The sequence below is a fragment of the Streptomyces sp. NBC_00503 genome, assembly GCF_036346895.1.
Lineage (GTDB): Bacteria > Actinomycetota > Actinomycetes > Streptomycetales > Streptomycetaceae > Streptomyces.
The window spans coordinates 4,206,982-4,220,521 of sequence record NZ_CP107855.1 but is presented as its reverse complement, the minus strand read 5'-3'; the positions used below and the strand labels follow the sequence as shown (position 1 = coordinate 4,220,521).

The following is a 13,540-nucleotide window of genomic DNA, read 5'->3' as shown; positions in this document are numbered from 1 at the left end:
CGACGGAACGGATCTGGAGCGGAAGCATCCGATACGGGAGCGCCGCCTGGCCCGCATCGCCGCGAAAGGTCCTGATGCCGGACGTGCGCCACAGGCATAGGCTGATAGGTGGGTCATTGCACTCTCACGTGCGGCGGCCCGGAAGGGCGACCCCGGCGTGTGAATGCGCCGGGGCCGTTGTGTCACCGTCGCCGCGCCACAGGGAGCGAGGCACGATGCGTTCAGCCGACGCGCCCCTCTCGACGAAGCGATCTTCACGCAGCGTGGGAAGGTCCGTGCCCCGCGCATGCCCTTCGGGGCGGTGAACAGCGGTCAATACGGGTACGGGCGGACTCTCGCGATAGCGCATTCGCCAGGCTGTTTTCGCAGGTCAGAAACTATATGAATCACCCGCGCGCCATAGATTCCCAAGCTTATGGCGCGGGTTCGATTCCCGTCATCCGCTCTTGCAAGAAGGCCCAGGTCAGCGACCTGGGCCTTCTTCTTTGTCTGGACCTCTCAGACCCCGCATGCCGTAAGTTCCATGGCGGCAGGCCGGGTTGGGCTCCAGGTCTGCTCTAACGGCACGACAGGGTCCTGTCCGGCCGGGTCGGTAGGGTGGTGAGATGCCTTCGCTGCCTCTGATCCTCTTGCTGTCCGGAAGCCTGCGGGCTGGTTCCTCCAACGAATCGGTGCTGCGCACTGCACAGGCCGTAGCCCCGTCGCAGGTGCGCACCGTCGTGTACGAGGGATTTGCGGCGCTTCCGCATTTCAACCCCGACGATGACACCGATCCGCTTCCGGCTCCTGTGGCCGAGCTGCGGGCGGCGATCAAAGAGGCTGCCGCCGTCTTGATCTGCACTCCGGAGTACGCGGGTACTCTGCCCGGCTCGTTCAAGAACCTGCTGGACTGGACCGTCGGCGGCACCGAGATCTGCGACAAGCCCGTGGCCTGGGTGAACTCCGCCGTCCCCGGGCGTGGCCGGGGTGCGGAGGCCACGCTGCGCCTGGTGCTCGGCTACACCGGCGCCGCCATCGTGGAATCGGCCTGCACAAGCATTCCGGTGACCTCTCAGATGATCGGGACGGACGGACTCATCGCCGATCCGGGGGTGCGCGAGCAGCTCGGCAAGGTGGTTGCCCTGCTGGCGGAAGCCTCCGAAGAGGCCACAGCGCTCGACCGGGGATAGCGTCCGCCGGTCCATGCCGAAGGCGGAGTCGGATGACTGCGCCTTCGGGACCGGCCACGCACCACGGCGTGCTGCCCGTCGCCCTCCGGGGCGAGGAGGACCTGGCAGTCCAGGTCGACCGGGCCGATCAGCGGGTGCAGGACGCGCATGCGCGAGGCCCGACGTACGGCGACCTCGTGCAGGCCCCACAGGGCGGTGAACTCCGCTCGCGGGGACGAAGGTTCCTCACCCGGGCCGCGATGCGTCATTTGGTCCAGATGTCCAGCAGTTGGTTCGCCGCACGGAAATGATCGGGTGAATCCACATTGCACACGACGGTGACGGCAGTTTTCCGGTCCGGACTGACCTTGAAGGTGCTGTGAAACCCCTCCCAGTCCCCTCGATGCACCAGGCTCTTGTCGGGGAGAACGAGGATTCCGGCCCCGTACCGCCCTTCTTCGATGCCACGCGGACGCAGGACGTCGCCCACACTCACCGATCCATCCGTGACCCCGGCGAGCAGCTCCTTTCCACCGATTCGGCCAGTGCGGTAATTATCGGCCCAGCGTACGAATTCCCCGGGGCTGCTTTGGACGGACCCGTCTCCGTACTGCTTCCAGGGGGAGGAATTGGGGGTGAAGGAGCCGTCCTTCTCGTCGTACGACTTCGCCTTGCCGGGAACATCCACCCCCGGGGCCAAAGTCATGCGCAGGTGCAGCGGGGTGAAGAATTCCTGTTGGATGAATGCCGGGAACGGCTTGCCTGCGACTCTTTCGACGACATGTGCCAGGAGGACGTAGTTGGAGTTGGAGTAGGAGAAACGCTTGCCTGCCGGACCTTCCGGCTGCGAGGCGAGGACGGCAGCGATCGCTTCCTTCTGGCCGGCCGGATCCGTGAGCTTTATGCCCTTGGCCTCCAGCAGATCCTGATAGTCGGTGATGCCGCTGGTGTGACGCATCAGGTTGCCCAGGGTGACGTTCCGCGTCCAGGCGGGCGGGTTGTCGAGAAAATCGGACAGGGGGTCGCTCAGCGCCAGTTGGCGGCGCCCGGCCAGCAAAAGGACGGCGTCTGCGGTGAATTGCTTGGAGTTGGATGCCATGTCGAAGACCGTCTTCGAGGTGATCGCGCGCCCGGTCGACAGATCGGCTTTCCCTCTCCCCGCCTCCCAGACAACGCTCCCCCGCACGCCGACAGCTGCCGCACAGCCCGGGCCTTCAGGAGATGGCACCAGCTCCTGAAGAACTTCTGCGCTGCGCTTCTCGTGGTCATCCCCGGTCGCGTATGCCTGCGGACTTGCGACGCCGGCCAGTACGACCACGACCATGGCGCCCCCGGCCGTGCACAACCACGCCATCCGATTCACGGACACCACCTTCTTTCCGCCGGGATGACGTCTGCGAGCGGAATCGAGCGGAAATCGAGCGGAAATCGCCCGCAGACCTTGCAGAGGTGGGCGAGCAGCCCAATCAACGCTACCGGGAGGTGCGAATACGCGCGCTCCGCGCGCGCCTGAGAGTGCCCCCGAGTAGCGTGGAAGAAGTGCGTTCCGCCCAAAACGCTGCGGCCAGGCCCCGGCAGGGTCGCCGCTGATGTCGGCAGAGGAACGGGATCACATGCCAAAGCTCAGCGTCCCCGCGGTGACTGCCGCAGCCGCTCTGGTCTGCCTGGCAGCATTCGGCCCCACACCCAGCAGCGCCGCGTCGCGAGCGGCCCAGCCCGACGGGCAGCCCAGCCCGGTGGCCCCCCGGTTCGTGCCCGGCGCCTGTCCGAAGCCGCCCGAGCCGATCGAAGCGCTGAGTACCGCGAAGTGCGGCTTCCTCGAGGTCCCCGAGAACCGCTCCCACCCCGGCAGCCACACCATAAAGCTGGCCGTTGCGCGCATTGCGGCCGTCTCCGCGAAGCCCGGCGCGGAACCGGTGGTGTTCATGGCGGGCGGCCCCGGCGCCGATACCTTCGACGACATCCCCTTCCTCATCTCCTCCGGCCTGAACAAGGACCGCGAGCTGATCGTCATGGCCCAGCGCGGCAACCTCTACGACCAGCCGGACCTCGCTTGCCCGGGGATCGACCGGTTCAACGCGCAGGCCGTGGGCCTGGGCTACGACGCACCGGAGGCGGAACAGATCTTCCTGAAGGCGGTGAAGGAGTGCCGGGACCGTCTGACGGCCGACGGCACCGACCTGAGCGCCTACAACAGCACCGAGAACGCAGCTGACTTCGCCGATTTGCGGAAGGCGCTGGACATCCCCCAGTGGAACGTCTACGGCTACTCCTACGGCAGCAACCTGGCCCTGACGTACCTGCGCCTGCACCCCGAGGGAATCCGCGCGGTGGCGATCGACTCGATCGCGCCCTCCCAGTTCGTGACCCTGCCCTGGACATGGGGCAGCACCGCCGAGGGCATCCACAACATCTTCGAGGCGTGCGCGGCGCAGCCCGCCTGCAAGGACCGGTACCCGGACCTCCCCCGCATGCTGACGGAGCAGGTGCGCAAGCTGGAGGCTCACCCCCTGACGCTGAACATCACGCCGAAGGACGGAGGGAAGCCGGTCAAGACCGTCCTCGACGGGGGCGCCCTGCTGAACCTGATCGTCGCCTTCACCCCCCGGCCCAAGGACATCCCGGCGGCGCTCGATGAACTGAGCAACGGAAACCCTGAGCGCTTCGCGCAGGCCCGCGCGGCCGGCTCGGTCCAGAAGGTCGGCGAGTTCGCACACGGCCTGACGAACTCGATAGCGTGCAGCGAGTGGGCTCCGGGCTATTCGGAATCCGATGTGCTGAAGGCGGGGCAGAAGGCCTACCCCGGGTGGCCGGACACGGTCCTGGCCCAGCCTCCGCAGCTGCCCTTCCAGTACCCGGCATGCGGGATCTGGAACGTTCCGGACCGGGCGTCCATCCAGCGGGTGGCGACGGTCAGCTCGGTGCCGGCACTCGTCGTCTCCGGCACGTTCGACGTGAAGACCGGAGCGAGCTGGGCGAAGGGCGTGGCCCGCAACCTGTCCCGCTCGACCGCCATAGAGGTCCCCGGAATCGGCCACTGGGTGGTCCCGCAGTCGCCCTGCGCGCAAAGCGTGCTGGCCTCGTTCTTCCTCAACCCCACGTCCCCCGACACGAGTTGCGTGGACGATCTCGAACCCCAGCCGTTCACGATCATCCCGAAGTAACCGGGAGAGCAGATGACACGCCACCACGCGTCCCGTCGTCGGCGCACCGTACGACGACTCCTGGCCCCGGCGGCCGGCGTAGCGGCCGGTCTCCTCGTCACCGGCCTGCTCACGGCACCCGCCCAGGCGCAGACCCGTACCGACACCAGCCCCGGCCCAGGAGCGCCGATCGGCACGACGGCCCGGACGGTGGGTGACGCCCGGTACGAGCCGGGCCCGTGCCCGAAGACGGCGGAACCGAGCGAAGAGCTCGAGGGGGCCCGTTGCGGAACGCTCACCGTCCCCGAGAACCGGGCCGAGCCGAGCGGCAAGACGATCAGACTCGGTGTCGCGATCGTGGCCGCAGCGACCGCCACACCGAAACCCGACCCCATCGTCTGGCTCGCCGGCGGGCCCGGAGACGACGCCGTGGGGGAGGCGAAGATGGCGATCGACGGCGGCCTGAACCGCGACCGTGACGTGATCTTCATGTCCCAGCGCGGTGTGTACTCGGCCGACCCGGCGCTCCTCTGCCGCAACGTCGACGAGTTCAACGCACAGGTGGTCGGCCTCCCCTTCGACGCCGCCTCCACTGGGCGCCTGCACGTCGATGCCACGAAGGCCTGCCGCGACAAGCTGGCGGGCAGCGGGGCCGACCTCAGTGTCTACAACGACACCGAGAGCGCCGCAGACTACGACGACCTGCGCACGGCGCTGGGCCTCGAACAGTGGAACCTGTACGCCATCTCCTACGGCACCCACCTGGCGTTGGTCTCCATGCGCCTGCACCCCGAGGGGCTCCGCTCAGTGGCCATCGACGGCATCCTGCCCCCGTCCAAGGCCGGGTCCGCCGATTCCTGGACCAGCTTCCGGGAGGGCGTCGACGGCCTGTTCAAGGCCTGCGCGGACCAGCCGGCCTGCAACAAGAGCTATCCGAACCTGTCGGCCACCTTCGAGAAGCTCGTCAGCGACCTCGAAGCCAAGCCGGTCATCACCACCGTGACGGTCCCCGGCAGCAAGAACCCGGTCAAGGTCGTGATCGACGGCGGAACCCTCGTGACCTGGCTGGCCAGCGCCACCCACACGGCGGAGAGCGTCCCGATCTCCCTCCACGAGCTGGCGAACGGCAACCCGCAGCGGATCGCCCAGCAGTGGGCGGGCTGGAGGACCAACCCCAAGGGCATCGGCGTGACTTCGCACGGTCTCTCCTACGGCATCTTCTGCAGCGAGTGGACGCCCTACGAGAGCAAGGACGCGGCGGTCCAGGGCGGGCAGAAGGAGTTCCCGTCGTTCCCCCGCTCCGTGCAGGCCCAAGCTCCGCAGCTCCCCTTCCTCCATGAGGACTGCGATGCCTGGAAGGTCCCCGCGGCCGCGCCCTCGATCCGGTCCGTCACGACCAGCGACGTTCCCACCCTCGCCCTGTCGGGTTCGTTCGACGCCCAGACCGGGGCGGCCAACGGACCGTACGTCGCCCGCACGCTGAGCAAGGCCGAGGTCGTCACGGTCCCCTACGAGCCGCACGTGGTGTTCGCCTCGTCGAAGTGCGCGCAGGACATCGCCGTCTCGTTCTTCGACAACCCGGCCGCGCCGAAGACCGAATGCCTCAAGACCCTTGAGGCGCCGGAGTTCAAGACCGCGCCCTGAAACCGCTCGTCGGAGTCAGCATGGCCCCCACCTGGGAATCACGTGGCCCGCGCCTCTGGAGTTCATGGCACACGAGCGGCTCACGTTCAGGGATGTGCAGATCGCGGTCACGGACGGATCGATCAGCGACTACCCGTTCGACACCTACAAGACCGGCATCGGGTTCTGGGCACGGCTGGACGGCAAACAGGTGCCGGTACGGATGCTGTTCTCCAACAACGACACGCTCTTCTCGGTGTCCGCGACACCGGCCCCCTCCGAGCAAGGGGCTGCCGGCGTGGCGTTGGGGCTGGCACTGGCCCGATCGGGCAGCCTGCTCGCCTTCACGGTCTTCATGATGGTCGTGATGTGGGCGCTGGCGGCGTCCGTGCTCATGGCGGCCTGGTACCTGACGACCCGCCGAGAGGGCCTGGTCTGGGCCGCCCTCGGCTGGATGGCCGCCACCCTGTTCGCCCTCTCGGCCTTCCGCAACAACGCCCCCGGCACGCCCCCGATCGGCTGCGTGCTGGACTGGTTCGCCTTCCTGTGGGCTGAAACCGTCATCGCCCTCTGCCTCATCGCCGTGGTCATTGCGGGCGTCCGCACCGCCCTCCAACGCGACGACCCTGTCGTGTGAGCACCTGCGCGCCGACCGCCGGACATTGCCGGAATCCGGCAGACCTGGAGCCCGAAAGCAGCACGCACAGCCCTCTGCACCCACCCGCCGCACCGTCGGTACAGTCACCGGGTCGGACCGCGATCGGTCCGGCTCGTACACCTCCCGGGAGCCGGACCCATGACATGGCAGTGGATCGGCCTGATGGCCTTCTCCCTCACCCTGCTGCCCGCCGGTCTGGCCATGGCCGCGGACCTGGTGCCCGAGCGGCTCCGTAGCAGGCTGACGCCCGTCCGGCCGCGCGGCTGGGCACTCCTGCTGATCTACACCACCGCACCGGTCAACGCACTCCCCCGCCTGGCCGGCGCCTCCCCCGAAACCACGCTCGCCTGTACGGCAGCCGGCGGGGCACTCGCCGTCACCGGCTGCCTTCTTCTGGGCTTCGCCACCTACGCGCATCAGCGGCGCACGGTCGCGGCCCCTCAGGAAGGGCCCTGAAGCCGCACCTCCCCTGAAGCCGTACGGCCGCCTGGGCCTTCTTCGTCATGGCCCGACTCCCGTGGAGCAGGTGGCGAAATGATCCTCCATGCCCGAATGGGCGGGGTGTCATTGCCAGATATGATCGGACCCCTGCCTGGATGTTCCAAAAATGAAGGTTTCCCATGACACTGGCCGACCCCAGCGGTGAGATGGAGACCGGTCCCCCCTCGGAAGACGTCCTGCTGCCGGATCTGCTGCGGGCGTGGCGTGCCGATGCCGGTGCCAGGGCGGGGCGCGACAAGCCGCTCTCCCAGAAGGAGATCGCCAAGCGCGCGGAGGTCAGCGAGCGCTGGTACCGCAGCCTGGAGGGCGGGCAGCCGGTGTCCCTGACCGGGGACGTGCTGCAACGCCTGACCGCTGCGCTCACCCTGGGCCCCGACGAACGCATGGTGCTCTACGCACAGGCGTACGGCGGCGTCGCCCCGCTGGAGCCGATCGTCGAGGGCACGGACGAGCGCGCCCTGCGGGAGCTGATCCGGCTGGTGGAGATCCCGGAGAAACTCCCCCACTACCTGACCGACCACGCCTGGAACATCCTCGCCTACAACCCCATGATGCTCGATTGGTTCCCCTGGGTGGGCGGGCCGTCGGCCAATCTCATGCGGTGGGCCCTCACCAGCCCCGAAGCGCGTACGCAGCTCGTGGACTGGCACCGCAACGCCGAGGTCTACCTGGGGCAGCTCAGGTACGCGCTGTCGGGCCGGCCGAACGACCTCGCCCTGCGCGAGCTCCAGGACGAGGTGCTGTCCGTTCCTGCGTGCCGGGAGATCTGGGACGAGGACATGTGCGTGGTCGCCTACCGGCAGGGGCACCGCTTCCGCCTGGACCTCCCGCGGATCCGCCCCGAGCGGTTCACGGTCAGCTCCCACGTGCTGCTGCCCGCCTACCTCCCCGGCATCCGCCATGTCACCCTGATGCCGACCGAGGACTGATCAGGCCGGGGACCGATCAGGCCCGGGCACCCCACGCCAGCCGGTTCGCCAGCGTGACCCCGTGGCTCGCGAAGTGGAGCGTCACCCGGTCCCCGTCGGCCATCTCGTGCCCGGCGTGGAAGCTGCTGCGGTCCGCCCCGATGTACACGTAGTGCACCCGGCCGGGCCGGTGCAGGGCCTCGTAGTCCATGAGCGTCGCCATGATCGTGTCGAGGTCGTAGAACAGCGCGTCGGTGCCGGTGGTGAACGGGCCCGACCAGACCACGGCGCCGTCCCGCTCGATCACCGTCTCGCCGGTGACCCGGGTCGGCGGCGGGCCGAGGTGCAGGGCGGGTGAGATCGCGGCGTCGCAGAGCTTGGCGTACGACAAGTGCCCGTTGTGCCGCTTGAACCGGCCGATGTCGGTGACGTCGTTGCCGAAGCCGTGCCCCACGTAGACGGGCCTGCCGGTCTTCTCGTCGCCCACGTACACGAGGACGACCTCCGCCTCCTCGCACACGGCGACCGCGTCGCCCGGTACGGACAGCGGCTCACCGGACCGCTTCAGCGCATCGCCGAGCCCCTTCACAAACCAGTTGGGCTGACCCGGAGTTGTGGCATCCGCCTTGACGTTGTGGGTCATCATGAAGCCGCTCACCACGGCATCGCCGACGTGCTCCGGCATCAGCGGGGGCAGCATCCGAACCCCGGGCCGGTCTTCGGCAGGTACGTCCAGCCGCTCCCGCCCGGCGGTCAGCAGGTCTGCGTCCCCGCCCGACTCGGCTATCAGCGCGGCGAGTTGATCACCGCCCAATGGGTACAGCCGCAGATCCGTGTCGTCCCGCGGTACGCCGAGGCCGAAGCAGCGCTCGTTGTCGTAGGTGCATTCAAAGAGCACCGTCATGAAGGATCGCCTCCCGGACGAATGACGAATCTCGTACAGCCGCTTGCGCCGACCCGGACAGTACGCCATGCGATGCGGCACTTTCTTGCCGCTCCCGCGCACACCATCCGCCTGAAAGTTTGACGGTGGGGCGGGTCATCGACCGGCAAATCTTTACCTATTGACAGTCCAAGAGGGCCATTCGTAGTGTCCTTCTCGGGGAAAGCCACTGTGCGCCGTACCGGCTCCGGCCGCCACCGTGCATCACGCCAAAGGCGCGTGACCGGCGCAGCAGTGATTCGTAGCGGTCCGACCGCTGGCCTGGCTCGGCCGAACAACAGAGCTGAAGCAGAAACCCAATTCAGCGGCCGGTGTCGGCCTCGCGCCGGGCCGGCAATCGGAGCCCGGCAGATCAATGAAAACCAGGGGAATGAAGACGATGCGTTTGTCCAGGTCTTTCTGGCTGTTGTGGTCCGGCCAGACCGCCAACCGCTTCGGTGCGCTGGTGCCCGCCTTCCTCGTCATCTACCTGGAACAGAGCAAGATCGCCTCGAAGGCCACCACTCCGGTCATTCTCGGCCTGTTCGGGGCCGGTGTCGTCGTGGCGGGACTCATCGGCGGGGTCGTGGCCGACCGGTTCGGAGCTCGACGGGTGATCCTGACGGCCCAGTTGGGCGTCGTCGCCATCGCCGCCGCACTGGCCTTCGTCGACAACATCTACGTGATCGCCGTGTGCTCACCACTGGCGGGTCTGCTCACCGCGGTGGACCGGCCGGCGGCCGCGGGTCTGGTGACCGTGCTCGTACCGAAGGAGCACTTCACCAAGGCGTACAGCATTCTGCACGTGGGCTTCAACATCGGCGCCTCACTGGGGCCGGTACTGTCCGGCTTCGCCCTCGCCGCCTGGCCGCCCGCGCTGTTCCTGCTCTGGGCCGGAGCGGGCGTCCTCTACTTCGTACTGGTCTGGCTGCTGCCGAAGGACCGGCTCGCGCAGGAGGGGCACACGGCCGAGCCCTGGTCGCCGCGGAGCGCGGCCGCCGACATGCTGGAGCCGTTCCGCGGCCCGGTGCTGCTGACCTTCCTCGGCCTGTCCTTCCTCCTGGCCTGTGTCTACCTCCAGTTCGAGGCGGCGCTGCCGCTGCACATGGACCACGAGGGCATCTCGCCGTCCACCATCGGCCTGGTCTTCGCGGTGAACGCGGTCCTCATGGTCGCCGCGCTGCCCTTCGTCCCGAAGGTCACCGAGCGGATGCGGGAAAACACCCCGCTGGTGATCGGCGCCATTCTGGTGGCGATCGGATTCGGGCTCAACGCACTGGCTCACGACGTGCCGTGGTTCATCGGTGCACTGGTGATCTGGACGCTGGGCGAGGTCATCTACGTGCCGATGGCCTCCACATTCCTGGCCCGCCGTTCACCGGACGGAAAAGCCGGCACCTATCAGGGCTCTTTCTTCTTCGCCTGGAACCTCGGACTGATCGTGGGCGGACCGCTGGGCATCGTCATCGCCCGCCAATTCGGCTTCGCCGTGCTGTGGACCGTGCTGGCGGGAGTCGGAATCGCGGTGGCGATCGGATTCAAGGCGATGGCCAGGATTCCCGGTTACGAGGACGTGCCGGCCGACTCGGAAATCACCCTGTCCGCTTAAGCAAAGGAACAGAGAAACCCAATGGAACGTATCGCGATCGTCGGCAGCCGGACCGACATGGCAAGGCACGCCAAGGAACTCGGTCTGGAGGTCGTGCTCGTGCACTCTCCGGGCAGCCGCCCCGAGCGCGTCCAGCAGTACGTGGACCACATGATCGAATGCCAGGTCGCCGATCCGGAGGCCGTGCTCGACGTCCTGGCCCCCCTGCACCACGAGCGCCCCTTCCGGCGCATCCTCGCCCCCGGCGAGGACGCCGTGCTCACCGCGGCGGTCGTCAGCGAGAAGCTCGGCATCCCCGGCAACAGCGTCGAGACCGTCCGCGCCATCAAGAACAAGGTGCTGACCCGGCAGGCGATGGACCGCGCCGGGATCAGCCCGGTGCTGCACCGCGTCGTGGCGAGCGAGGCCGAGCTGCTCGGCTTCCTCGCCGAGGTCGACGGCAAGATCATCCTCAAGCCGATCGACAGCACCGGCAGCCTCTCCACCCTGCCCGTCGAAGACGAGGAGCAGGCACGCCGCGCCTGGGCGCTGTATGTCGCGGACGGGCACGCCGAAGGCCTCGTGGAGGAGTTCCTGGAGGGTCCCGAGGTCACGCTGGAGTCGTTCTCCGTCGCCGGGAAGCACCACCCGGTCGGCGTCGACGAGTACCTCAAGGCGCCCGGGCAGGCCGTCGAGATCGGTGACCTCTTCCCCGGCCGGGTCTCCGCCGGGAACCGGGACGAGATGGTCCGGCTGACGTCCGTGCTGCTGGACGCCGTCGGCCTCGTCGAGGGCCCGTCGCACACCGAGTTCATTCTGACCGACAAGGGTCCGCGCGTCCTGGAGACGCACTGCCGCATCGGCGGCGGCGCCATCAACGAACTGGTCAATCGCGCCTACGGTGTCGACCTGTCCCGGCTCCAGGTGTCGGTGCCGCTCGGCCTCGAGACGTTCACCCCGCACTCGCTGGACTCCGGCAAGGGCGCGGTCATGATCTTCTTCATGCCGGAGCCCGGCCGGGTGACGAACATTTCCGGTCTGGACACCCTCGGCGTCCCCGTGCACCAGATGCCGATCGAGACGTCGTGGACCGGGCTGGTCGGCCTCGACCCGATCCGGGACGCCGAGGTGGGCGTCAACCTCTGCCTGGAGGTCGGCGAGGTCGCGATCCCGGTGCGCAACAACTGGGAGCTCCTCATGGGCTTCGTGATCGCCAACGGCGACGACGCGGACCACGCGGTGGCGCGCGCGGAAGAGGTCATGGCCGCCATCACCATCGAGACCGAGCCGGTCGACGCATGAGCACCGCCGTCTCGCCGGTGTCCGCAACAGCCGTGCAGAACAGCACCACGTACTCAAGGCAGCAGGCCGTCAACTCCTCCGTCGTCACGGGTCCGTTCCTCGACCGGGCCAGGACCGCCCTGGAGCGGCAGCGCGCGATCTGCGCCTCGCCGCAGGAGCACGCCGACCGGGTGTTCAAGGACATCCTCGACCAGGCCGAAGGCACGTACTTCGGCAAGAAGCACGGGTTGAGCGCGGTCCGCACCCTCGCGGACTGGAAGAAGGCCGTCCCGGTGCGCTGCTACCCGGCCTTCGAGCCGTACATCCAAAAGCTCCTCGACGGCGACACCAACGTGCTGACCCGCAGCGACCCCTACGCCTTCCTCAAGACCTCGGGATCCAGCGGCAAGCCCAAGCTCATCCCCACCACACGGCACTGGCGCAACCTCTACCGCGGCCGGGCGCTGTACGCGCAGTGGGGGCTCTACTTCGAGAGCATCGGCTACGACCGCTCCCGCGGGGCCGCCGTGCTCGACCTGTCCTGGGAGCGCGCGGCCCCGGTCGAGCCGGTGCTGGGCGAATTCCCCAGCTACTCGATCTCCCAGCGGCCCGCCTCGGTCAGCAGCGTCGACTGGACGCCGCCGTGGTACGAGGAGGACTGGTTCCAGGGCCTGGAGGACGAGGACTACAAGACCGGGCTCTACCGCAAGCTGCGGCTGCTGGCCTCCTCCGACGTACGGATCATCGTCGCGCTCAACCCGTCGAAGATCGTCGGACTGGCCGAGCAGCTCGCCGGGCGCGCCGGGGACCTGATCGCCGATCTGCGCCACGGCACGCTGGCCGGCCTGCCGTGCGGGGGCGCCGACCCGGTCCTCGCGGACCGGCTGGAGGCCCTGCGCCGGGCGAACGGCGGCGGCCTGCGCATCGCCGACCTGTGGCCGAACCTGTCGCTGGTGGTGTCGTGGAACTCCGCCTCGGCCGCGCTGTACCAGCCGTGGCTGGAGGAGGTCACGCCGGGCGTGCCGAAGCTGCCCTTCAGCGCCACCGGCACCGAGGGCATCGTGACCATCCCGGTGGACGCCCACGACGCGGCGGGCCCGCTCGCCATGGACCTCGGCCTGTACGAGTTCGTGCCCACCGAGGGCCGCGACGACGAAGCGGACCTGGAGCCGGACGTGGAGACGGTCGGCTACCGCGACCTGGAGGCCGGCCAGACCTACAACGTCGTGATGAGCCAGGCCAACGGCCTGTACCGGTACGACCTCGGCGACCGCTACACGGTGGTGGACCGGGTCGGCGAGGTGCCGCGGATGGCGTTCGCCGGGCGCAGCGGCTTCGGCAGCTCGTTCACCGGCGAGAAGCTCACCGAGGAGGACGTGCACAACGCGGTCCGGCTCGGCCTGGGCGACGACTGGCGCCTGCGGCCGCTGTTCACGTGCATCCCGGTGTGGAACACCCCGCCCGGCTACACGCTGGCGATCGAGTGGTCCGAGGAGCTCTCGATGAGGCCCGAGCGGTTCGCGGCGCAGGTCGAGGACCAGCTCCAGAGGCTCAACATCGAGTACGCCGAGAAACGGCGCACCGAGCGGCTCACCCCGATGCGCGTCCTGGCCGTGCCGCCGGGCACCTTCGCCGCGGTCGACCAGCGCCGCCAGGCCGAGGGGGCCTCGCCGGCCCAGCTCAAGCACTACTGGATCCAGCGCAACGGCGACCTGCTCACGTACCTCGAAGGGGCACCGCAGAAGTAGGCGCCCGGCCGGTCCGCGGG

Annotated in this window: 12 protein-coding genes; 9 read left to right on the top strand and 3 right to left on the bottom strand. The window is 68.5% G+C overall.

Translation table 11 applies throughout. The features are described 5' to 3' along the window. Positions 1–605: 605 nt before the first annotated feature. Positions 606–1,169, top strand: a complete 564-nt coding sequence (locus tag OG490_RS19740) for an NADPH-dependent FMN reductase (RefSeq protein ID WP_330297622.1) — start codon at positions 606–608, stop codon at positions 1,167–1,169. On the opposite strand, the gene OG490_RS19735 is transcribed toward OG490_RS19740, so the two are convergent. Beyond that, on the bottom strand, positions 1,052–1,417 hold the full coding sequence (locus OG490_RS19735) for an MmyB family transcriptional regulator (protein WP_330297621.1): 366 nt from the start codon (positions 1,415–1,417) through the stop codon (positions 1,052–1,054). The two genes, OG490_RS19740 and OG490_RS19735, sit on opposite strands and share 118 nt — an antisense overlap. Next, a complete protein-coding gene (locus OG490_RS19730) occupies positions 1,414–2,502 on the bottom strand; it encodes a serine hydrolase domain-containing protein (RefSeq protein ID WP_330300983.1) in 1,089 nt (362 codons plus the stop codon). Before OG490_RS19730 ends, OG490_RS19735 begins: the two co-directional genes overlap by 4 nt. 259 nt (positions 2,503–2,761) lie before the next feature. Here OG490_RS19730 and OG490_RS19725 point away from each other — a divergent pair, with 259 nt between their 5' ends. The 5 genes from OG490_RS19725 (at position 2,762) to OG490_RS19705 (ending at position 8,002) form a co-directional block, all read left to right on the top strand. Further along, a complete protein-coding gene (locus OG490_RS19725; RefSeq protein WP_330297620.1) occupies positions 2,762–4,312 on the top strand; it encodes an alpha/beta hydrolase in 1,551 nt (516 codons plus the stop codon). Positions 4,313–4,324: 12 nt separating this feature from the next. Beyond that, the gene (locus OG490_RS19720) at positions 4,325–5,935 is read left to right on the top strand and encodes an alpha/beta hydrolase (protein ID WP_330297619.1); all 1,611 of its coding nucleotides are present in this window, start codon (positions 4,325–4,327) and stop codon (positions 5,933–5,935) included. After that, a complete protein-coding gene (locus tag OG490_RS19715) occupies positions 5,904–6,551 on the top strand; it encodes a DUF4436 family protein (RefSeq protein ID WP_330297618.1) in 648 nt (215 codons plus the stop codon). Before OG490_RS19720 ends, OG490_RS19715 begins: the two co-directional genes overlap by 32 nt. A 159-nt stretch (positions 6,552–6,710) precedes the next feature. Next, positions 6,711–7,028 carry a hypothetical protein gene (locus OG490_RS19710; protein ID WP_330297617.1) on the top strand — a complete coding sequence of 106 codons (318 nt, stop codon included), beginning with the start codon at positions 6,711–6,713 and terminating at the stop codon, positions 7,026–7,028. A 164-nt stretch (positions 7,029–7,192) separates the two neighbouring features. Further along, on the top strand, positions 7,193–8,002 hold the full coding sequence (locus OG490_RS19705; protein ID WP_330297616.1) for a helix-turn-helix transcriptional regulator: 810 nt from the start codon (positions 7,193–7,195) through the stop codon (positions 8,000–8,002). 16 nt (positions 8,003–8,018) lie between these two features. Here the strand turns inward: OG490_RS19705 and OG490_RS19700 are convergent, their stop codons facing one another. Beyond that, positions 8,019–8,885, bottom strand: coding sequence for an FAH family protein (locus tag OG490_RS19700; RefSeq protein WP_330297615.1), 867 nt, complete (start codon positions 8,883–8,885; stop codon positions 8,019–8,021). Positions 8,886–9,309: 424 nt separating this feature from the next. On the opposite strand from OG490_RS19700, the gene OG490_RS19695 reads away from it, so the two are divergent. Genes OG490_RS19695 through OG490_RS19685 form a run of 3 tightly spaced genes read left to right on the top strand, consistent with a single transcriptional unit; the run spans position 9,310 to position 13,520 of the window. Further along, the gene (locus OG490_RS19695; protein ID WP_330297614.1) at positions 9,310–10,512 is read left to right on the top strand and encodes an MFS transporter; all 1,203 of its coding nucleotides are present in this window, start codon (positions 9,310–9,312) and stop codon (positions 10,510–10,512) included. A 21-nt stretch (positions 10,513–10,533) separates the two neighbouring features. Beyond that, positions 10,534–11,793 carry an ATP-grasp domain-containing protein gene (locus OG490_RS19690; RefSeq protein ID WP_330297613.1) on the top strand — a complete coding sequence of 420 codons (1,260 nt, stop codon included), beginning with the start codon at positions 10,534–10,536 and terminating at the stop codon, positions 11,791–11,793. Further along, positions 11,790–13,520 (top strand): GH3 auxin-responsive promoter family protein, encoded by a 1,731-nt coding sequence (locus OG490_RS19685; RefSeq protein WP_330297612.1) that lies wholly within the window; start codon positions 11,790–11,792, stop codon positions 13,518–13,520. The genes OG490_RS19690 and OG490_RS19685 overlap by 4 nt, the downstream gene beginning before the upstream one ends. The last annotated feature ends 20 nt before the right edge of the window (positions 13,521–13,540 follow it).